Source organism: Burkholderia sp. CpTa8-5 (assembly GCF_017815045.1).
In the GTDB taxonomy this organism is placed as follows: Bacteria; Pseudomonadota; Gammaproteobacteria; order Burkholderiales; family Burkholderiaceae; genus Burkholderia; species Burkholderia sola.
In genome coordinates, this window is the sequence record NZ_JAGIQD010000040.1 from 18,642 (window position 1) to 42,026 (window position 23,385).

Sequence of the window (23,385 nt, forward strand, 5' to 3'; positions counted from 1 at the left end):
CTGGAGTGGTACACATGATCGAGTCCAATCGCGCGCCCGCCGCGCCCCTTACACCCGTGAAGCAAGCGTTGCTGAAGATCGACGCGCTGCAACGCGAACTGGCAGAAGCGCGCAGCGCGATGAACGAACCGATCGCCATCGTCGGCATGGGCTGCCGCCTGCCCGGCGGCGTGGATTCCGCCGACGCGCTCTGGTCGATGCTCGCGGACGGGACCGACGCCGTCGGCCCGGTGCCGGCCGACCGATGGACCGATGCGATCTACGATCCGCGGCCGGGCCGGCGCGACACGAGCTACAGCCGGCATGGCGGGTTCATCGACGACGTCGATCGTTTCGATGCGGGATTCTTCGGCGTGTCGGAGCGCGAGGCGCCGCACATCGATCCGCAGCAGCGGTTGTTGCTCGAATGCACGTGGCGTGCACTGGAAGATGCCGGCTTTTCGCGGGAAACGATCGCGTCGTACCGAACCGGCGTGTTCGTCGGTTCGTCGGTGGACGACTACGCGCGCGTCAGCGAGAGCGTAGCGGGTGACGCGCTCAGCTATGCGCAGACCTCGCTCGGTACCGCGCGGCCCTTCGCGGCCGGACGCATTTCCTATCTGTTCGGGTTTCATGGCCCGGCGTTGCATCTCGACACCGCGTGCTCGTCGTCGCTCGTCGCCGTCCATTTGGCTTGCCATAGCCTGCGTACCCGCGAGTCCGATGTCGCATTCGCGGGTGGTGTCAACCTGATGCTGTCGCCGGAGATGACGATCGCGCTGAGCGAGCTTCAGGCGCTGTCGCCGAGCGGCCGCTGCCGGACGTTCGACGCGGCCGCCGACGGTTACGTGCGCGGCGAAGGCTGCGGCGTCGTCGCGCTGATGCGGCTGTCCGACGCGCGGGCGCAGGGCAGGCCGATCCGGGCGGTGATCCGCGGCTCCGCCGTCAATCACGACGGGCGCAGCAACGGAATGACGGCGCCGAATGGCCGTGCGCAACGCGACGTGATCCGCGACGCGCTCGAGCATGCCGGCGTGTCGCCGGCCGACGTCGACTACGTCGAGGCGCACGGCACCGGTACGCCGCTCGGCGATCCGATCGAGCTGCGTGCGCTCGAGGACGTGTATTGCCGCGACACGAATCGCACCGGCGACCTGTACGTCGGCAGCATCAAGACGAATATCGGGCATCTCGAATCGGCCGCCGCGGTTGCGGGGCTGATGAAGGTCGTGTGCGCGCTGCAGAAAGGTGAATTGCCGCGGCACCTGCATTTCGATACGCCGACCACGCACGTCGACTGGGATGCGAACGGCATTCGCGTGCCGACCGAGCATGCGGCGTGGCCGTCGTCCCGACCGGGCCGGCGTATCGCGGCGATCAGCTCGTTCGGCATGAGCGGCACGAACGCACACCTGATCATTGAGGCATGGCAGGAGACGCGCGCAGCGGAACCCGACGCGGACGTCGCGCTGGCCGGGCACGCGCGTCACGATATCTGGCCGTTGTCCGCCCACACGGCGCCGATGTTGAAACAGGCGATCGAAGACTGCGCGGCGCACGTGCGGGCAGACGCGTCGCTGGCGCCCGACGCGGTCGCCAGCGCGCTGCGTCTCGCGCGCGACAGCCATCGGCATCGCGTGGCGATTGTCGCGGATGCTCGCGACACGCTGCTCGATGCGCTGTCGGACGCGGCGCGGGCCATGACGGTCCGGAGCGGGCAGCCGGGCGGCGCCCGCGACCGGCTTGCGTTCCTGTTTACCGGACAGGGCGCGCAGCGCGCCGGGATGGCTCGACAGCTCTATCGGGATTTCGCGCCGTTTCGCGACGTATTCGACGCATGCGACAGCCATATCGAGGCGCAAGGAGAACTGTCGCTCGTGGACGTGCTGTGGGGCGACCATCAGGACCGGATCAACGAAACGCGTTACACGCAACCGGCGATGTTCGCGCTCGAGGTCGCGCTCGCGCGCTTGTGGATGCACTGGGGCGTCGTGCCGGAGGTCGTGATGGGCCACAGCATCGGCGAGTACGCGGCTGCATGCATCGCCGGCGTGTTCTCGATCGAGGACGGCTGCCGTCTCGTGACGGCGCGCGGACGTTTGATGGATACGCTCACCGCGCCGGGCCGTGCGCTCGCGGTGTTCGCAAGCGTGCGTCACGTGGCCGATGCGGTGCGCGACTACCCCGGACGCGTCGCCATCGCCGCGGACAACGCACCGGAGAGCGTGCTGGTGTCGGGCGACCCGGGCGCAATCGAGTCGATCGAGCGACTGTTCGCGTCGCGCGGCATCGCGACGAAGGCGCTGGCGGTATCGCGCGCATTCCATTCGCCGCTGATGGAGCCGATGCTCGCCGATTTCGGCGCCGTCGCCGCGACCGTGCGCTATCGCGTGCCTGCGATTCCGATCGTGTCCAACGTGACGGGCCGATTCGAGGCCGAACGCCTGTGCGATCCCGCGTATTGGGTCGAGCATGTCCGGGCCACCGTAGCCTTCCGTGCGGGTGTCGACACCCTGCTCGACGACAAGGTGACGACGGTCATCGAGATCGGGCCTGGCAAGACGCTTTCGAGCCTCGTCTCCGCGTGCACGGCGGAGCGGGCGGATCATCGCAACGTGATTGCGCTGCCGTCGATGAGCAATGACGGGCGCGAAACCGAGCAGTTGCTGCGTGCATTGGCACATGTCTATATGTGCGGTCGTCGTGTCGACTGGCATGCGTACGAGCGCTCCCGAACCGGTGCGCCGATGCGGCAAGCCGCGCGCCGCGGCGTGCTGCCGCCGTATCCGCTCGAAGCGCAGCGTTACTGGGTGAATGCGCGGGAGCCGGCGCAGCGGGCGAACGTGCTGACGAGCGCAACCGGCGCGCGTCGGACCGCCGGTCGCGGCGTGCTGGGCCGGCATCTCGCGATTCCGGCATCGGATCATCTTCGCTACGAGAGCGAGGTGTCCGATCGGCATCTGCCGTTTCTGGGCGGACACCGCGTGCACGGGCAACTCGTTTTTCCGGCGGCAGGCTTCGTCGAGGCGCTGCTCGACGCGGCATCGCGGCGCGATGGCGGCGATACGGAATCCGCGGCCGGCCGCTGGCTGGTCGCGCGTGAGGTGTCGTTCGATAACGCGCTCACGCTGGAGCCCGGCAACGCGGTGACGTTCGGCACGGTCGTGCACGCAGGCGACCCCTCGCATCCGGGCGAAGCAGGCGTGCGGATCGACATTCACGCCTGCCACGACACGGCCGCGTCGCAACCCGAATGGATGTTGCAGTGCGCCGCGCAGATCGGGACGACGCATGGCGTTGCCGACGTGTCCGACGTGCCGGCGCTCGATGAATGGCGCGCGCAATGCGGCGACGCGTTGCCTGTCGACGGTTTCTACGCGCGCTTGCAAGCGACCGGGCTCGAATACGGCGGTGCATTTCGCTCGATTCGCGCGCTGTCGCGGGGCGACGACGTGGCGCTGGCCCGAATCGAAATGGAGCCGGACGGCACGGACGACCTCGTCCGCATCGTTCATCCGGCGCTGCTCGACAATGCGTTTCAGACCGTCGCGGGCGCGCTATGGGATGCCGAGCTGAACACCGCCTTCGTGCCGATCGGCATCGAACGGATCGCTTGCATGCCGATGCGCGGCGTGCAGGCGGTGTGGTGTGCAGTGCGGGCTCGGGTGAAGCGCAGCGTTGCTACCGCGGATCTCTGGATATACGACGACGCGGGCAGCTGCGTCGCCGTCGTCTCCGGATTGCGGCTGATGGCCGTCGATCCGCGACGGTTTCAGCGGGTCGCGGAGCCTGTCGCGCTGAACACGCTCGTCTGGCGGCTGTTTGCGGCCAAACATGAGGCGGCCGACGCGCGCGCGAACTTCGTGCTGATCGGCAACGGGTCCGCGCTGGACGCGATGCTGGCGCAGGCATGTGAAGACGCTGACAACGCGTGTGCAATCGCGGCGCTGCCGGCGGACGACCTGTTCGACGACGATGCAGGTACCCGGCGCATTCGTGCTGCGCTCGACGATGCACTAGCCGGCCTGGATGCACGACGTACCGTGCTGCTCTATGTGTGGCCGTCGAGAGACGACGCGGAATCAGAGGATGAACTCGCCGCAGTCGGCGCAGCTTACCGGCGCTTCGCGAACCTATGGCGCGAAGTGCAGTCGGCTCGCTGGCCGCAGGGCACGCCGGCCGTCTGCATCGTGACCCACGCGGCGCAGCACGTGCCCGGCATCGACGTGCGCGTAGCGCCGTTTCAGGCGGCGGCCTGGGGCGTTGCCCGCAGCCTGATGCACGAGAGCGGCGACATTCCGGTGTGCGTGGTCGATCTGCCGGCGCCCGATGCGACGTCTTGCGCGCGCGCGCTGACCGCAGTGGCGGGCGCCGCGACGACCGGCGAGACGCAGTTCGTGTCGCATGGCGACGCCGTATACGTCCCGCGGCTCGTCGCACGCGACGCCGGCGCGGCGCAACCGCTTGCGCACGGCGCCTATCTGGTGACGGGCGGACGCGGTGCAATCGGCACGCGGGTGATCGAGCAGTTGATCCGGAATGGCGTGCCGAAGATCGTGTCGGCCAGCCGCCAGGTCCCGGCCGACAGCGAACGCGCGCGACTTGCGTCGATCGCCGATGCGCACGGCGCGATCGTCGAATTCGTGGCGGCCGACGTCGCCTCGTCCGCCGACATCGACGCGCTCGTCCATGCGCTCGAAGCGGATTCCGCGCACCCCCTCGTCGGCGTCCTGCATGCGGCGGGCACGCTTGACGACGGCCTGTTCGCGACCCAGCCGATGACCGACGTATTGAAGGTGCTCGCGCCGAAGGTCGCGGGAACGTTGAATCTGCATCGCGCGACCGCGCATCTGCCGCTGCGGCACTTCGTGTCGTTTTCGTCGATCGTGGCTTGCATCGGCTCCCCGGGGCAATGTGCATACGCCGCCGCGAACGCCTATGTGGACGCGCTGACGGCCGTGCGCAACCAGGACGGCCTGCCTGGGCACACGATGAACTGGGGCCTGTGGGGCGGCAACGGGATGGTCGATCAGCTCGACGCGCGGCAACTGCGCCGCATCGCATCGTTCGGTCTCAAGCCGATCGAGCCGGACGTCGCACTGCGCGTGTTCGACGCGCTGGTCGCCGAACCGGACGGGCAGACGCAGATCTGGAACGTGGAAGTCGATACGCTGATCAAGCGCAGCCCGAGCCGGGCGATGGCGGCGCTGTTGTCGGAACTCGTGCCGCCAGCGCCGCCGGCGAGTCGCCCGGCCGGTACCGGCCCTGGCTTGCGCGAGCGCATCGCGGGGGTGCCGGACGACGAGCGCATGCAATTGCTGCGCGGACACCTGACCGACGCCATCGCCGCGACCCTGCATACGTCGAGCGAGCGGATCGCGCCGGATATTCCGCTGATCGAGCTCGGCCTCGATTCGCTGATGGCCGCGGAATTCCGCAATGCATTGCGCAGCGAGCTCGGCGTCGATGTTCCGTTCGGGCGATTGCTCGAAGGCGCGTCCGTCGACGACGTCGTGCGCACGATCGTGACGACGCTCGACCGCAGCGAGTCGCGGGCACCCGACGGAACACCCCCATCGCGCGCGGCGGACCGGATCGACGTGGTGTCAGGAGAAGCGACGTTCGGCGTCGAAATGGAAGGAGGAGAGCTGTGAGCTCGATCGAATTCATCAACGAACTGGCGGGGCGCGGCATCGAGCTCTGGACCCAGGACGGCAAGCTGCAATACAAGGCGCCGAAGGGCGCGGTCACACCTTCGCTCGTCGACGAGCTGAAGACCCACAAGGCGACGCTCATCGCGCTGCTCGAGCAATTTGCGGGAACGGCGGGCACCTACCCGCTCTCGTTCGCGCAGAAATCGCTCTGGTCGCTGCATCAGCTCAATCCCGACAGCGCGGCATACAACGTGACGTATGCGACGCGCATCGACGACGATGTCGACCTATCCACGCTGCGCCGCTGCGTCGACTATCTGATCGCACGCCATCCGATCCTTCGCACCGCGTACCGCGTGATCGATGGCGAGCCGCGTCAGCAGGTGGGGTCGCAAGCGCGCGCGCAGTTCTCGGTCGATCGCGTGTTCGCGGCCGACGAAGCCGCGATCCGCCGGTGGATCGACGAAGAGTCGAATCGCCCGTTCGATCTGACGCAATCGCCGATCCGGCTCAAGCTGCTGCTGAACGAGCACGACGGCGCCGACGCGATTCGCGTGGTGCTGCTGTTGAACGTTCACCATATCGCCGCCGATTTCTGGTCGCTCGAGATCCTGCTCAACGAGCTTCGCACGCTCTACCGTCTCGCCCGCGCGGGCGAGCCGCTGAAGTTGCCGCCGCTGCCGGTGCAGTACAAGGATTGCGTCGAACACGAGCGCGCACGGCTCGACGGCGCGGACGGCGAGCATCTCGCGGCGTTCTGGCGGCGCGAGCTGGCACACGGATTTCCGGTGTTGAGCCTCGCGACCGACCGGTTGCGCCCGCCGCGCAAAACCGAGCATGGACGCGTCTACGATCCGTCGCTCGGCGCGACGCTATCGCAGCAGGTGCGCGACACGGCCCGGCTGCTGCGCGTGACCCCGTACATGCTGCTGCTCGCGGTCTATCAATTGCATCTTCACCTTCACACCGGGCAGGCGCGGGTGATGATCGGCGCACCGACTTCCGGGCGCAATGCGCCGGGCAGCGAGAGCGTGGTCGGTCATTTCGTGAACACGGTCGTGCTCGCGTGCGAAGTCCGACCGGACGATTCGTTCGACGCGCTGCTGCAGCGCACGCGCGAAATGATGCTGCGCGTGCTCGATCACCAGGATTATCCGTTTCCGTTGCTGGTCGATGCATTGCGTCCGGCGCGCGATCCGAGCCGGTCGCCGATCTACCAGGTGATGTACAACTGGAACCAGGCGCGCGGCGATTTCGCCGCCGAAGGCGGGAGCGGCGTGCCGTTCTATCGTGAGCGTCTCGCCGCATCGAGCACCGGTACGCGCGGCGCGACACACGACCTGACGCTCAACGTACAGGATCTCGGTGACGAATACCTGACCGCCTGGACGTTCAATACGGATCTGTTCGACGACGAAACGATCGCGCGATTCGCGAGCCAGTATGCGCATCTCGTCGAGCAGGTGGTGGCTGACACGCGCCGTTCGCTGCACCAGTACACACTCGCGACCGCACCGACCGACGATGCGCGAAGCCGCATTGCCGCGGCCGACGCATTCGTGCGTCGGGCGGCCGATGCCGAATCCGATATGCAGCGGGATGCGTCGCGCGTGGTGTGGCAATTCGACCATCGCGCGATCAGCGGCGGCGAGGTCCGCGATGCGGTTCGCGCCGTCCGTGCACAACTGGACGCCCTCGGGATCGGCGTCGGAAAACGCGTCGAACTCCGACTGCAAAGTGTCGCCGAGCGCGCGGTCGCGTTGCTCGCGATCCGCGCCGTCGGCGCGTGCTATACAGTGTCGGGCGACACGGCCGACGCAGTGTGCAGCGGTCGTGGCGATGGTTGGTCCGGCTGGGAGATCGACACGATAGAAGTGGTGCAGGCGCGCGATGACGCCGCGCGCGGCGACGGCGTTGCCGCAGGCAGCGCTTCTGCGGTCGAGCCGCTGCTCGACTATGTCGGTCAATTGCTCCATCTCGACGCCCACGCAACGGTGCTCGTTCCGCACGGCGCGCATGACTGGCTGTCGGCAGCGGCGCTTGCGCAGGCCGTGCTTGTCGGCGGCACGGTTCGATTGTCCGAGCAGGCCGCCATTGGTGCGCTCGCTTCCGGCGACCCGGCAATCGCGACCATCGCGTACGCGGCACTCGACCGGTTGCTCGCGGACGGCCCGTCGCTCCTGCTGCCGTCGCTTCTGTTGCAACGTGCGGACGTCGCCGGCGTGGGGCGGGCACGCGCGCTTGTCGCGTACGGCGAGCATCCGCAACCGTTGAAGTCGCTCGCCGCGGCCAACCGGATACCCACGGCGGCGTACTTCGTCCCGGTGCAGCACGCGGCTACCGGTTCGGCGCTGTGTGCGTTTGCGGCCGGCCCGGACGGCTGGCAATTGCTGGCGCCGTCGTATCCGGGACGTGTTGCATTCGCGCTCGGATCGTCCGGAAGTTTCGCCGATGATCGCCAGGCCGGAAAACTGCATTTCTTCGACGGCGCGTCGATCCGCGCGTCGGCTGCAGGAGCTGCACTCGAAACCGCGCCCCCGGACAGGGCGCTGATACCCACTGGCGTGTCGGTCGTGCGCCGTGGCGGCGACCTGCTGTGCGCCGATCCTTCGTCACGGGTCGCGCGTCACCGGCCCGTGCCGATCGAAATCGGCACGGTCGAACAGGCGATCTCCGCGATCCCCGGTGTGGCCGCCGTCGCCTGTGCATGCGTCGTCCGCGACACGCAGGAAATGCTGGTCGCCTATCTCGTCGCGGATGACGGCCACGTGGATGCGCATGCGCTCGAAAACGCGGTGCGTTCGGCATTGAAGCATGCGTTGCCGGACGCGATGCACCCCGACGCGATCGTGGTGCTCGACCGGCTGCCGCTCGACGCGGGCGGCGCACTCGACGCAGGCGGGCTCCCGCTGCCTCGCGCAAGCGAGCGGGCCGACCGTCGCGCGTCGACCGACATCGAACGCAAACTCGCTGCGATCTGGGCCGACGTCCTCGGCCAGCCGTCGGTCGGCGTCGATCAGGATTTCTTCGAATTGGGCGGCGATTCGATTCTCGCCGCGGTCATCGTATCGCGGGCCGCGCTCGACGGCATGTATTTGAGGCCGCAGGACATTTTCCTGCATACGACCGTGGCGGGCCTGTCGACGGTGGTGCGCGAGACGCCGGGCCTCGATGTCGATCAGGGGCCGGTGCAGGGCGAGACGGTGCTCGGTCCGGCGGCGCAATGGTTCGTCGAGCGCGTCGACGTCGATCGTTCGCACTTCAACCAGGCGCTGCTCGTTCCGCTCGGCGAGACGCCCGACGCGAACATCATGGCCGAGGCGATTCGCGTCGTCATGCGGCATCACGACGTGCTGCGTTCCCGGTTTGTCGCGCACGGCGATGGAATGCGGCACATGTTTGCCGGCGACGGCGGCGCCGACGCCGTCGATTTTGCGATCGTCCCGTGTATCGACTCGGCTGGCCGGCATTGCGAACGCATGTGGCGCGATGCGATCGACGCCGCACAGCGCAGCCTCGACCTCGAGGGCGGTCGGCTCATCGCGGTCAGGTGGCTCGAGAGCACCAGCGTGTCGAGCAGCCGGCTGCTGATCGTCGTTCATCACATGGCGATCGACGGCGTGTCCTGGAGCATCCTGCTGCAGGACCTGGCCGATTGCTATCTGCGCTTGCGCGACCGCACGGCGGCGGCGTTGCCGCCGAAGACGAGCTCCGTAAAGGCTTGGGTGGACCAGTGGCTTGCGCTGGCGCAGGGCGACGCGCTCGACGACGACCGTCTCTACTGGCGCAACGTGAACGCACAGGTGCGCGACGTGCTGGATGGGCCGAAGCGGGTGGCGCTGATGCGTCACGGGCTGACCTCGATCGTTCAGCATGCTTATCAGGAATCGTCGCTCAGTTGTGCGATCACGCTCGATGCGGATCTGACGCACGCGTTTCGAACCACGGCGCCGCGTGCTTACGGCACCGACGCGAACGATCTGCTCATCGCCGCGCTGCACGCGGGTTTCCATGCCTGGAGCGGCAGCGATGCGTTGCTGGTGGACGTCGAGGGGCATGGCCGGGATGGCCTCGGCGACGCGATCGACCTGAGCCGCACGGTCGGCTGGTTCACGTCGATCTATCCGGTGCTGATCGACACGCCGGCCACCGCCGCGGATCCGTCGGCGCTCATCAAGTCGGTCAAGGCCCGACTGCGCGAGGTGCCGCGCAAGGGCGCGAGCTATGGCGTGCTGCGCTATCTCGACACGAAACCGCAGGCCGGCGCCGATGCGCTGACATCGTTTCCGCGCGCACCGATCCTGTTTACCTACCTCGGTCAACTGGAGCAATTGTCGGGACCGTCGTCGCCGCTGTACGGCGGGCCGCCCGAACCGGCGCCGAGCATCCGCAGCCCGCGCCAGCGGCGCACGCACCTGCTGGACGTCGTCGCGTACGTGTCGCGCGGCAGGCTGACCGTGGAGTCCAGCTTCTTCGGGGTGCCGGGCGTCGATGAGAGCATCGGCTGCCTGATGTGCCGCGTCGAAGAGGCGCTGACGATGCTGATTCGCCATTGCAGCGCCGACGGGGTGGGCGGTCTGACACCCGACGACGTTCCTCAACTCGATGTCGACCAGGACGCGCTCGACGCGCTGCTGGAAGAAATCGATGCACTCGAGCGCTGAACGCGGCGGCGCGCGATACCGCGCGTTCGTCGAGCATGACCGCACCAGGAATCCAGGATGACCCGAAACGTCGACACCATTTACCCGCTCACGCCTCTGCAGCGAGGCATGCTTCACCATTCGCGACTCGATCCGGCCTCCGGCATCTACGTCGAGCAATTTTCCTGCGTGTTGCATGGCCCGCTGGACCTCGAGCGATTCCGCGGCGCGTGGGAAGCGGTCGTGCATCGCCACGACACACTCAAGACGCTGTTCATTCGCCTGCACGAAGAGAATCCGTTGCAGGTCGTCCGGCATACGGTCGGGTTGCCGTTCGAGGTGATCGACTGGCGCGATCACGCGGCCGACGAGCAAGCCGATCGATTCGATCGATTGCTCGCGAGCGACCGCGCGCGCGGCTTCGATTTCAGCGTCGCGCCGCTGATGCGCGTCACGCTGATCGAACTCGGTCACGAGCGGCATCGGTTCCTGTGGACCTATCACCATGCGATCCTCGACGGCTGGTCGATGCCATTGCTGCTCGGCGAGGTGTTTCAGCGTTATTCCCGCCCGGACGCGCCGCTTCCTGCCGTCGCGCGGGACTATCGCGACTACGTTGCGTGGCTGCGCACACGCAATGGCGACAGTTCGCTCGACTATTGGCGCGATCTGTTGCGCGGCTATCGCAGGCCGGCAGGATTCGCGCCGTCGGTATGCCCTTCGCCGGCGAACGGTGCCACAAGCGGCGCCGACACGCGCCGCACGCTGTCGGTTCGGGCCGACACGATGCCGGCCGGATGGATGGAGGCGGCCGGCCGCGCGTGCCGCGTCGCCCGGGTGACACTCAATACGCTGTGCCAGGGTGCGTGGGCGATGCTGCTTGCGCGCTACGGCGGTTGCGACGACGTCGTCGGCGGCATCGTCGTATCGGGACGTGCGGCAGAAGTGGACGGCATCGAACGCATGGCCGGCCTGTTCATCAACACGCTGCCGTGGCGTGCGACGCTCGACGGCGAGCTCGATACGGCCGACTGGTTGCGACGCTTGCAAGCCGGTACGCAGCGCCTGGAACAGCATGCGCACAGCGCACTCGCGGACGTATTGAAATGCAGCGAAGTGCCGCGCCAGCAATCGCTGTTCGACACGCTTTACGTATTCGAGAACTATCCGGGCCGGGATGCGTTCGACCGGCTCGCGGCGAGTTGCGGGTGGCGGATCGACGACCCGCGCGCCGTCGAGGAAACGAGCTATGCGCTGGCGCTGATCGTATTGCCGACGGATACGCTGACGTTTCAGTTGACCTACGACACGGCCCGTTTCGACGCGGCGTTCATTGAACGCATGGCGTCGCAGTACCGCGGGCTCCTCGAAATCCTGGCCGACGCGACCCCGCGAAAAGTGCGCGATCTCATGCTCGATGCGCGACCGTCGACGGGTACCGGCGGCGTGTCCGACGCATCCGCACACGCATCGATGGGCGACGCGACGTTGTCGGCGCATATCGCCGCGCATGCCGCACGCACGCCGGATCGAATCGCCTTTGCCCGGTTGGACGGGCGCGAGTCGCCGGGCGGCGCGCACGGCGTCACCTATGGAACGATGGCCGATCGCGTGCAGCGTGCCGTTCATCAATGGCGGCGTTTCGGCTATCGGCCGGGCGAGCGCGTGCTGATTGCATGCGACGACCCCGTCTCCGGGCTGGTCTTGCTGCTGTCCGGGCTGACGTATGGCGTCGATTGCGCGATGACCGATCCGAATCTGCCGTCGGCCGCGTTCGATGCGCTCGTCGACGGCAGTTGGTCGCCGGAACCGCTGCGAAGCTGCGTGACGACCGCGCAGCATACGCCGTTGACCGGCGTCATGTGTTACGTATTCGACGAGCAGGACCCGATGTACGGGCAAATCGACGGTGCGCTCGACGATCGTTCAGATCCGGTACAGGGCGCATGTTCGTTGCTGCGGCGCGATGTCGATGGCGATTGGCATGTCGTGCGCTATACGCACGCCCAGCTTGTCGAAGCCGCGCGCGCGTTCGGCGCGACGTTACCGGCCGGTGCATCGCGGGATGTTGCGCTCGGCGACGGGCCGCTGTCGCATACGGCGTTGTGGACGGTATTGGGCGCACTGAGTGCCGGGCTGTCGCTGCACCAGATCGCGAGCGCCGGCGATCCCGCGTTTCTGCGGCGAGCGGCGTCTCCGGATGCGCACTGGCACGGTATCGTCCTGAGTCCGGAAGCGACGCGTCATATCGTCCGCGCCGCGTCGATGCTGTCGGCCGGCGCGCTTCGCACCGACTGGGTCATGGCCGATGCACGCTCATTGACGCGTGCGGACGCCGCGAGACTCGCCGAGCTCGCACCCGGCGCGAAGCGTTTCCGGCAATTGTGCTGGCCTGCGTGGTCGCTCCCGCATGCGGTGTCGTCGGCCGATGGATTCGATCGCGTCGAATCGGGCGTGGTATCGGCCAATGAATCCGTGTTCGTCGCCGACACCCATCTGAACCCGGCGGGTGGGGACGCGCTCGGTACGCTCGTCGTGTCGGGGCATTCGGTGCCCGATCTGATGTTGCGCAACGGCAAGCCGGACCGCGACAGCCTGACCGTCACGCGCAACGGTACGTGGTTGCGCACGACGCTGGACGCGTGGCACACCGAGCATGGCTGTCATACGTGGCTGCCCGACCGAAGCGCGTGTTCCGACGAGACGACGGCGGACTGGCTCGATTTCGAGGCCGACGTCGCACGGCAGGCGGGCGTCGATGAGGTGGCGCTCGTCGAGCGGATCGCCGAAAGCGGACAATGGGACCATGCGCTGTTCCATCAGGACGCGACGGCCGACGCCGCGGACATCGTGCGCCGACTGGCCGGGCTGCGCGGCGTGCCGGCACTGTCCGCCGGCGCAGTCGTCGCGCTCGCCGCCCTGCCGCGTTCCGCGAAAGGCAGGATCGACCGTGTCCGGCTGCTTTCCGGTGACGTCGAGGTTCGCCGGCATGGTCGCCATGCGGCGCCTCGCGACCTGGTGGAAACGGCGATCCACGACATCTGGTGCGTGTTGCTCAAGCAGCCGCGTATCGGCATTCACGACAATTACTTCGATCTCGGCGGGGATTCGCTGCAAGCCACCGTGATGCTGTATCAGATCGGCGAGCGGCTTCAGCACCCGATCGACATGGAAACGCTGCTGGCCGCGCCGACGATCGCCGGCCTGGCCGCCAGTATCGCGAATGGCGATGTGCGTCGCGATACGCCGGCCGTCGATTTGCCGGGCGAAGCGCGGCTCGACCCGGCGATCGGGACACGGCAACCGTATGCGTGGCGCCCGTATCGGACGGTGTTGCTCACGGGCGCGACCGGATTCCTAGGCGTGCACCTGCTCCATACGCTGCTCGCGACGACCGACGCACGCGTGATGTGCGTGGTGCGCGCCGACGATCCGGCCGCCGGCGTGCGACGTATCGAGGCCGCGATGCAGTCGCACGGCTTGTGGGACGCGCAGCACCGCGATCGGATCGTCGCCGTGCCGGGCGATCTCGGCGAGCCGAACCTGGGCTTGTCGGCGGCTGCATTCGACGCGCTCGCACGTGAAATCGATGCGATCTACCACAACGGCGCGCTGGTCAACTTCGTTTATCCGTACGCAACGCTGAAGCAGGTCAACGTGCTGGCGACCCAGGACATCGTCAGACTGGCGAGCCTGCATCGCGTGACGCCGATTCACTACGTGTCCACGGTCGGCACGCTGAACCGTTATTCGGATGCGTTGCCGGAAACGCTCGCGGTGCCGTTCCACGAACACCTGACGAGCGGCTATGAACAGAGCAAATGGGTCGCCGAGCAGTTGCTCGCGCAGGCGCACGCGCGCGGCGTTCCCGTCACGGTCTATCGTCCGGCGCGGATCGTCGGGCATGCGGTGAGCGGGCGGATGAACCTGGACGATCTGTTCTGTCGATTGATCAAGGGCATCATCCTGTTTGGAAAGGCGCCGCGCGACGTCGGATTCGACAACATCCTGCCGGTCGACGTCGTCAGCCGGATCATCGTACGCGCGTCGCTCGACCCGACTGCCGCGGGGCAGGGCGTGCATGTGATCAACCCGCGCTGGAACTCGCTGGACGCGCTGGTCGATTTCATCGAAGACGAAGGCTTCGCGATCGAGCGGGTGAGCTACGACGCGTGGCTCGCGGCATTGGCCGAGCATGTGCGGCAGGACCCGGCGCATCCGCTTTCGATGCTGATTCCGGTGCTCAAGAAATTGAATCCCGTTGCGGATCCGACGGTCGGGCGCATTCTTCCGATCGACGTCACCCAACTGAAGCGGCTCGCGGGCGACGTGCTCGCATCGAGTCTGCGTCCGGCCAACGACTGGTTGCGCACGTTCTTCGATTACTTCTACGAAGACGGTTTTCTCCAGCAGCCGGATGAAAAGCTGGTCACCGCATGAGGGGCGGTTCGCCGGTGAGACCGCGCGCGAGACGATGATCCGAGGTCGGCGCCGTCGGATCGCGACGACCGACGTCGTCGAATAGTCGATGCCGGGACGGGGGGCCGCCGTCGTCCCGGTTACCGCATTGCCCGAGAGCGATACGTTGCCTTGTTGCAAGTCGCGCCGGCATCGAAACGTTATCTGCCGACTGTATTCGCGGATCGCGAGCGGTTGAAGTGCCGAGCTTTGACGATGCACCCGCGCAGGGTCGCCCGGCAGCAACGCGCCCATCGGTGAGAAAATACCTCCAACGAATATCACCGAAGTGCCGCGCTCGATCAATCCCGGATCGACGGCCGACCCCTGCCCAATGCACGCGCGCCATGCTTAAATAGCAGGGCTCCCGACCGCCGGTCGCCGCGATGGCAGCGCCGGTCGGCACGGGCCAGCATGTCCGATCGACACCGTGACGACAGACGATACAAAAACACCGTTCCGGCGCGCCCGGCGCGGTCCGATAACATTCCGAGGCATCACGTCATGACCATTCTGTTCCGTCTTCTCGCGCTCGCCTGCGCGCTGTGGCTGGCCGCCTGTGCGGCGCCGCCCCCGCCGCCTTCCAGTACCACCGCGTCCGCTCCCGCACCGGATGCCAGCGAGCGCCGCGGGCTCGGCACCGCGTGGGGCGAGTCGGTGCGATCCGAAACCCGGCAGGTCGAATTCGAACGCGCGGATCCGGCGAATCCGACGGATCTCGCGTCGGTTTACTACAACGACGTGCTGCCCGGCCATCTTCCCGCGTCGCAGGTGCGTCGGCTGCCGACCCGCGTCGCGCTTGCGAACGGCGACATCGCGCTGTCGTTTACCGACGAGAAGGGCGCGCCGCTGCGTCTCGCGCGCCGCGACGGCCGCTGGCACATGGCGGGCGTCGAGGGATCGCGCTACATGATCGTGTTGCGCAACCAGGGGCGGCGCGCGTTCGAAGTCGTGTCGACGGTCGACGGGCTCGACGTGCGGTCGGGGCGGCCGGGCAGCTATACGAACGGCGGCTACGTGCTGTATCCGGGCCGCACGCTGACGATCGAGGGCTTCCGCAAGAGCCGCGACGAAGTTGCCGCGTTCCGCTTCGCGGTCGTGCCCGACAGCTATGTCGCGAATTCGAAGTACGGCGATGCCGCGAACGTCGGCGTGATCGGCGTCGCGCTGTTCGCGCAGAAGGAGAGCGACGAGGACGCGCTGCGCCGCAGCGCGAATCCGTTTCCCGGCAACGACAACGGCTATGCGCCGCCGCCGGTCCCGCGCGGCGAGTGAGCGCAGGTAGCCGGGCGCCCGCGTGCATCGTGACGCACGCGGGGCGAGCCTGTGTGCTTTCCTGCTGCCTGTTCAACGCCGTTTCCGTTTGGTTTCGCCCGACACACGATTCGGCGCGCATCCGCGCTATTGGGCGATCGCGCGGCCATCATGTCGTGTGCTGCCCGTTCTTCAGCGGCGCGGTATCGCCGTCGCTCGCTCGTGCTGCGGCACAATGTCGGTTCGCATCGGTATCGCGTGCTTCCCCGTCATCCCGACCGACGGAGAGCGCATGTCGTTACCCGCTTTCAGGTACCATCCCGACCCGCTTGCAGCGGGCAGCATGATCCGGTCCGACGCGTGTCGCATGTGCGGCGGCAAGCCCGGCGGCTACCGGGACGACGCATGACGGCACGGCCCGTGCGAGCGGCGTCGCCCGTTCGCCATGAAACAGAGGAACCTTCGTGAAGTTCATCCACGCGGCAGACATTCACCTTGACAGCCCGTTGCACGGCCTGAGCGCGTATCCCGACGCGCCGGCCGCGCAGTTGCGCAACGCGTCGCGCGAGGCGTTGCGGCAACTCGTGGATCGTGCGATCGAAGAGGAAGTCGCGTTCCTCGTGATCGCGGGCGACCTGTACGACGGCGACTGGAAGGATCACAACACCGGCATCTTCTTCGGCCAGCAGATGGGGCGCCTGCGCAAGGCCGGCATCCGCGCGTTCGTCCTCGGCGGCAACCACGATGCCGAAAGCGAGATGACGAAGAAGCTGACGCTGCCCGACAACGTCACCGTGTTCGGCCACCGCAAGCCGGAAACCGTCAGGCTGCCGGAATTCGACGTCGCGCTGCACGGCCAGAGCTTCAAGGACAAGGCCGTCGTCGACAATCTCGCGATCGGCTATCCGGACCCGGTGCCCGGGCACTACAACATCGGCGTGCTGCACACGGCGCTTGAAGGCTACGCGGCGCATGCGAACTACGCGCCATGCACGCTGGCCGAACTGCACGCGAAAGGCTACGACTACTGGGCGCTCGGCCACGTGCACGAATTCCAGCAATGGACGGGCTCCTCCACCGTCGTGTTTCCCGGCAACCTGCAGGGACGTCATATCCGCGAGACGGGCCGGCGCGGCGCGGTGCTCGTCACGGTCGAGCAAGGCAGGACGCAGGTCGAACGTCTGTATCTCGACGTGCTGCGCTGGGAAGCCGTGTCGGTCGATGCGTCCGATTGCCTGTCGGTGGCCGATCTGTCGCGAAAGATCGGCCAGTCGCTGGAGGCGCTGTTGACCGTCGACGGCCACGTGCCGCGCGCGGTGCGCGTCACCGTCACGGGACGCACGCCCGCGCACGGCCTCTTTTTCGGCCGCGCGCCGCAGTTGCGTGCGGAAGTGCTGAACCAGATCGGCATCATCGGCAACGAGCGGCTGTGGCTCGAGAAGGTCCGGCTCGCGACGTCCGCTGCCGATCATCAGTCGGGCGAGAGCGAGCAACTCGAAGCGCTGGAGGACCTGAAGCAGATCCTGGCCGATGCCGCGCACGATCCGGATTTCCTCGCGCTGCTCGAACGCGACCTGAAGCCGTTCGTCGGCAAGGTCCGCAGCGACGTGAAGGAGGACGTGCCGTTGCTGACGATGGCGCGCGCGGGCGAGCTGACGGCGCTGGTCGAGCAGGTCGGGCCCGCGTTGCTCGCGCGGCTCGCGAGGGGGGAATAAGCGATGCGCATCAGTCAGCTCGATCTGATCAAGTACGGCAAGTTCACCGACGAGACGCTGCGGTTCCCGTCGGCCGCCGAGGACTTCCATGTGATCGTCGGGCCGAACGAGGCCGGCAAGTCGACGATTCGCACGGCCGTGTCCGAGTTGCTGTTCGGGATGAAGCTGCAGACGCCGCTCGATTTCCTGCACAGCACGCCCGAGTTGCGGATCGGCGGCGTACTGGAGAGCGGCACGGGCGAACTCGCGTTCCACCGTGCGCGCGGGCGCAGTCCGTTGCGCACGCCCGCCGACGACAAGCTGCCCGACGACTATCTGGCGTCGATTCTCGATGGCGCGACGCGCGAATTCTTCGAGCAGATGTTCGGGCTCGATCACGGGCGGCTGGTCGATGGCGGCCGCAGCATTCTCGATGCATCGGACAAGCTCGGCCAGGTGCTGTTCGAATCGGCTGCCGGGGTGGGCAGCCTCGGGCCGGTGCGCGAGGAACTCGACGCGCGCGCGCTCGAATTGTGGGCGCCGCGTCGCAGCGGTAGCGCGTTCGCGCTGGCCGAAACGGCATTCAACGAAGCGGTGGCCGAGCTGAAGACGGTCCAGGTGCGCACGCGCGACTGGGTCGATCGCAAGGACGCGCGCGAAGCGGTCGAGCAGCAGATCGAGCAGGCGCGCGCGGAACAGCGCCGGCTCGAAGCGCTGCGCTCGAAGCTCGAACGCGTGCGGCGGCTCGCGCCGTACCTGAAGGAGCTGACGGTCAAGGACGCGGCGCTGGCCGAACTGGGCGCGGTCGTCGAGTTGCCGCCGACCGCGTATGCGGATCTGCTGAAGGCGCAGGGCGATCTCGCGGCCGAGCAGAAGGTGCTCGAGGAACGGCGCGCCGACCTGCTCGCGAAGCGGCAGGCGCGCGATGCGATCGCCGCGGACGCCGACACGCTGGCGCTCGAAGCCGATATCGAGGCGCTCGATCGGCTGCGCGGCGCGTGCATGAATCACGCGCAGGATCTGCTGCTGCTCGGCGCGGACGTCGAGCGGCACCTGTGCGCCGCGTCGTCGGCGGCTTCGCAGCTCGGCTGGCCGACGGACGAAGCGTCGCTGCGCGCCGCGTTGCCGACGGCGCTGTCGCTGAAAACCGTCGCGAACCTGCTGCGCGAACACGGCGCGCTGCACCAGGCGCTTGCCGGCGCGCGCGAATCGCTCGACGAACGCACGCGCGAACTGGCGCAGGTCCGCGAACAACACGCGCGCCTGTCGACCGTCGACGCGCCGGAAGCGTTGCGCGCGGCGCTGGCCGATGCGCAGGGTTTTCGCAACAGCGGCCCGCGCGAGCAGGCGCTCGCGCACGACATCGCGGCTGCCGAACGCACGCTGTCCGGCGCGCTCGATGCACTCGGCCAATGGCGCATGCCGGTCGACGCGCTGCGTGCGCTCGACGTGCCGTCGGCGGCGCGGCTTGCCGCGCTGCTCAAGGAAGACAGCGAACGCGCGAGCGCCGTCGCTGCCGCGCGCGACGCGCGGGACGGTGCGCTCGAAGAGCTCGAGCGGCTTGAATTGCAGGAAAGGCATTTCGCGGAGAACCACAAGGTCGTCACGACCGCCGACGTGCTGGCGGCACGCGCGCGTCGCGATGGCGCGTGGGGCGATATCCGCCGCGGCGCCGTCGATCTCGTGACGGGCGCGCCGGCGGTCGACGACGCGATTCGTCTCGCGGACGAACTCGTCGATGCACAGCTCGGTGCGACCCAGGCCGCGGCGACGCTGCAGTCGCTGCGTCAGCAGGTCGAATCCGCGCGTGCGGGCGTGGCGCGCCGGCAGGCCGCGCTCGACGAACGTGAGCGCGAACGCGCCGCGCATCGCGACGCCTGGGCCGCGCTCGCGACGGCCGCCGCGGTGCCCGGCATGCCGCTGGCGGCGATGGGCGACTGGCTGGCGAAGCGCGACGCGGTGTTCGCCGCGCAGGCCGATCTCGATCGCCAGCGCCGCGAATTCGACACGATGCGTGCTGCCCGCGCCGGCGCGGAAGCCGCGCTGCGTGCGGCGCTGTCGACGGTATCGCGAGGCGGCGAGTCGGACGGGCTGGCCGCGCTCGTCGCCGTTGCCGAGACCTTCGTCCAGTCGGCCGAGAAAGCGGCCGCACGAAAGGACAGTCTCGACGATCGCGCGCGGGAAGCCGAACGCGGGTGCGCGACCGCGCAGTCGCGGGCCGACCTTGCACAAGCGGCTTACGACGCGTGGCAAGCGCAATGGCGCGACGCGCTGACCGACGCGAAACTGTCCGCGAGCGCGACGACGCTGGCCGCGGCGGAAGGCGCGCTCGGGCTCGCGAACACGGTGACGGCCGAACTGGCCGATGCCGACGCGCCGCGCAACCGGATCGCCGCGATCCGCGCTGAGCTGGCCGCGCTCGAGGCCGGCGCGCGGCGGCTTGCCGAAGCGCTCGCGCCGGAATGGCTGGCGAGCGGCGACTGGCCGGACGTGGCGCGCCGGCTGACGATGCGCCTCGCGGCCGCCAGGGAAGTCGCGCGGGCGATCGATCGTGCCGACGAGGCCGTGCGGCAGGCCGACGCCAAGGTCGCGGACGCGGCCGCCACGGTCGCGGGCGCCGATGCGCGCATCCAGCCGCTGCTGCAACTGGCCGGCGTCGCGTCGATCGACGCGGCGCTGCCGTTGGCCGAGCGCTCGGATCGGCAGCGCCAGCTTCGGCAGGCGGTCGATGCCGCGCATGAAGCGCTGGTGCGCGACGGCGACGGGCTGTCCCGGTCCGCCGTCGAGGCCGAGGTGGCGGAACAGGACATTGCCGACGTGCCCGCGCATCTCGAAGCGGTGAAGCAGTCGCTCGGCGATGTCGGCAAGCGGCTGAACGAGCTGGCGCAGCAGCAGGTCGTGGCCGACCAGGCGTTCGGCGCGATCGACGGCCAGGCGAACGCGGCGGTTGCCGAGTCGAAACGGCAGGAGGCGTTGGCGGCGATGGGCGACGCGGCCGAACAGTATCTGGAGGCAGCCACCGCGAGCCGCTTGCTGAAGTGGGCGACGGATCGCTACCGCGACCAGAAGCAGGGGCCGATGCTCCGGCGCGCGGGCGAGATTTTCGCGGGGCTCACGCTGGGCGAATTCGCGAAGCTGACCGTCGATACCGAGCGGACGCCGCCCGCGCTGTATGCGCGCCGCGCGAGGGGAACGTCGGTCGAGGTCGCCGGGCTGAGCGAAGGGACGCGCGATCAGCTGTTCCTCGCGCTGCGGATCGCGGCGCTGGAGTTGCAGCTCGGCAGCCGCACCGCACTGCCGTTCGTCGCCGACGACCTGTTCATCAATTTCGACGATGCGCGCGCGAAGGCGGGGCTCGATGCGCTGCGCGATCTGTCGACGCGCACCCAGGTGCTGTTCCTGACGCACCACGACCACCTGCTGCCGCTCGTGCGGGACGTATTCGGCGCGCGGGTCAACGTGGTCGAGTTGCAGCGCGCGCCGGCCGGCGCGTGATGCGCGGTATGCCGGAGGGTCGGCGCGCGGGAAGGGTCATCGCGTACAGGTAGTATGAGCAGTTCCGAAACGCATGCGGCCGGTTCAACGGTCGCGGGTCTGGCCACACGAGGGGGGAATATGAAGAAGCTGGTAGCCGCGATTGCGTTCGCGGCGGACAAGCATCGCAATCAGCGGCGCAAGGACGAAGAGGCGTCGCCGTACATCAATCATCCGATCGCGCTCGCCGACGTGCTGGCCAACGAAGCCGGCGTCGAGGACGAACGCGTGATCGTCGCGGCGGTGCTGCACGACACGGTCGAGGATACGGAGACGACCGAGCAGGAATTGCTGCGGCTGTTCGGCAAGGACGTGGCGGACATCGTGATGGAAGTCACCGACGACAAGTCGTTGCCTAAGGAAGAACGCAAGCGTCTGCAGGTCGAACACGCGGCCACCATCAGCCGGCGCGCGAAGCTCGTGAAGCTGGCCGACAAGATCTGCAACCTGCGCGACATCGCCCGGCATCCGCCCGCGGACTGGCCGCTCGAACGCAAGCAGGCGTACTTCGATTGGGCGAAGTCGGTCGTCGATCCGATGCGCGGCGTCCATCCCGGTCTCGAGGCGATCTTCGACACCGCGTACGCCGCGCGGCCGGCGGACTGACGCACGCGTTATGCGATCGGCCCGATCCGCCGCACGGCAATCGGCTGCCGTGGCGGGCGTCGACGTCGGCGGCGACAGGAAGCTGTGCGATCTCGTGATCCTGCGTGGGTCGACGGTCGTCTGCCGGGAAGCGCGGATCGCGCCCGAGTCGCTGCCCGCCCTGTGCCTCGCTCATGATGTCGTCGCCATCGGCGTCGACGCGCCGAGCCTGTGGTGGACAGGGAGCGGCCGTCGCGCGGCCGAACAGGCGCTCGCGCGTGAACGGATCTCGTGCTTTCCGACACCGTCGCGGGCGCAGGCCGTCGCGAGCACGTCAGGCTTCTTCGACTGGATGTTCATGGGCGAGCGCGTCTACCGCGCGCTCGCCGGCGCCTATCCGCTGCTGACCGACGCGCGCTACGCGGGCGGACGCGTGAGCTTCGAAACCTATCCGTATGCGATTACCTGCGCGATGCTGGGCAAGGCCGTGGCGTCGGCGAAGCAGAAGCGCAACCAGCGCCGGCACTTGCTGGAGCGGCTGGGCATTGACGTATCGACGCTGCGTTCCGTCGATGCGCGCGACGCGACGCTGTGTGCGTTGACCGCGCAATACGTGATCGACGGGAACGCGCATGCGTACGGCGATGCGGCGGGCGGATACATCCGCGTGCCGATGATGAGCGAGACGATCGTGCTCGATTCGCCGTAGGAGCGGCGTGCTGCTCTGCGCGGGATGATGGCGATCGCAGGGGGCGTTTCGTGAGGGGATGCGGCAGGCCCGGCGACGAAGAGGTCAGCTAGCGACTGTCGGCGGGCGTGGCGCGACGCCTCTGCATCGCGCGATTTCGGGTAAGCCTGCTCAATTCTCGAGGATGGATTTCGGCACGCTGGACAGGTCGCAGGCTTGCGCGTGTTCGAAGTAGCTGTCCGCATCGTCGATCATCACGACCGCGACGTCGATCAGCTCGTCCAGCCGTTGCAGCAGCGATTCGCGCCACTCGATGTCTTCGTCGCGTTCGGGCGCCTTGTCCAGCTGCTCGATGATCGAGTCGGCCGTCTGCAGGAACGGAATGGCCTGCTGATAGTTTTCGATCGAGACCAGCGCCGCATTGCGTGCGCCGACGAGCCGCTCGCGATGCGTGTCGGCCAGTTCGGATTCGCCGCTGATGCGCGGCAACATGTCCGAGATGCGTTGCAGAAGCGGCGGCACCTGTTCTTCCAGCAGGATCGCGCGCTCGCGCAGTGCCGCATATTCGTCGCGAAGGTCGCTGTCGCCGGATTGAGTCGTGCTGTCCATCATCAATATGAGTGCGTGGTTCGGTCGCGGCATGATACTCGACCGCGCCCGTTTCCTTGCTTGTTCCGCGTCCTCTTATATAGAAGGGAAGCGGCGCCTTCGTCATATCTTTGGAGGGCGGCGGGCGTTGCGTTTTACGGTCCGTGCGCGCCAGCGCCCGGAGGCTGTTTCAAACTTTCTTCACAAAGGGCTTGCGCGGATGGGGGCGGATGCATAGAATCACGCCTCTTTCGCGCTAACGGAAACGCGGTGCGGGAGGAAGGGAAGCGGTGCTGTTGGGGTTCGGT

9 protein-coding genes are annotated in these 23,385 nt (G+C 67.9%); 8 read left to right on the forward strand and 1 reads right to left on the reverse strand.

The window, feature by feature from the left end; translation table 11 throughout:
• Nucleotides 1-14 precede the first annotated feature (14 nt).
• From J8I35_RS32230 to J8I35_RS32265, 8 genes are all read left to right on the forward strand, one after another.
• Nucleotides 15-5,633, forward strand: a complete 5,619-nt coding sequence (locus tag J8I35_RS32230) for a type I polyketide synthase (RefSeq protein ID WP_209929033.1) — start codon at nt 15-17, stop codon at nt 5,631-5,633.
• Nucleotides 5,630-10,297, forward strand: a complete 4,668-nt coding sequence (locus J8I35_RS32235) for a condensation domain-containing protein (protein WP_209929035.1) — start codon at nt 5,630-5,632, stop codon at nt 10,295-10,297. Before J8I35_RS32230 ends, J8I35_RS32235 begins: the two co-directional genes overlap by 4 nt.
• 57 nt (nt 10,298-10,354) lie before the next feature.
• On the forward strand, nt 10,355-14,716 hold the full coding sequence (locus tag J8I35_RS32240) for a thioester reductase domain-containing protein (protein ID WP_280884923.1): 4,362 nt from the start codon (nt 10,355-10,357) through the stop codon (nt 14,714-14,716).
• A 522-nt stretch (nt 14,717-15,238) separates the two neighbouring features.
• Nucleotides 15,239-16,009, forward strand: a complete 771-nt coding sequence (locus tag J8I35_RS32245) for a hypothetical protein (RefSeq protein ID WP_209929041.1) — start codon at nt 15,239-15,241, stop codon at nt 16,007-16,009.
• 443 nt (nt 16,010-16,452) lie between these two features.
• Nucleotides 16,453-17,703, forward strand: a complete 1,251-nt coding sequence (locus tag J8I35_RS32250; protein ID WP_209929043.1) for a DNA repair exonuclease — start codon at nt 16,453-16,455, stop codon at nt 17,701-17,703.
• A 3-nt stretch (nt 17,704-17,706) separates the two neighbouring features.
• Nucleotides 17,707-21,177: a YhaN family protein gene (locus J8I35_RS32255; RefSeq protein WP_209929050.1), complete on the forward strand. Its 3,471-nt coding sequence runs from the start codon at nt 17,707-17,709 to the stop codon at nt 21,175-21,177.
• 120 nt (nt 21,178-21,297) lie between these two features.
• Nucleotides 21,298-21,822: an HD domain-containing protein gene (locus tag J8I35_RS32260; protein WP_006489846.1), complete on the forward strand. Its 525-nt coding sequence runs from the start codon at nt 21,298-21,300 to the stop codon at nt 21,820-21,822.
• A 10-nt stretch (nt 21,823-21,832) separates the two neighbouring features.
• Nucleotides 21,833-22,510, forward strand: coding sequence for a DUF429 domain-containing protein (locus J8I35_RS32265; protein ID WP_209929053.1), 678 nt, complete (start codon nt 21,833-21,835; stop codon nt 22,508-22,510).
• Nucleotides 22,511-22,660: 150 nt separating this feature from the next.
• Here J8I35_RS32265 and J8I35_RS32270 read toward each other — a convergent pair whose 3' ends face one another.
• Nucleotides 22,661-23,131 (reverse strand): hypothetical protein, encoded by a 471-nt coding sequence (locus tag J8I35_RS32270; protein ID WP_050016596.1) that lies wholly within the window; start codon nt 23,129-23,131, stop codon nt 22,661-22,663.
• Nucleotides 23,132-23,385 lie beyond the last annotated feature (254 nt).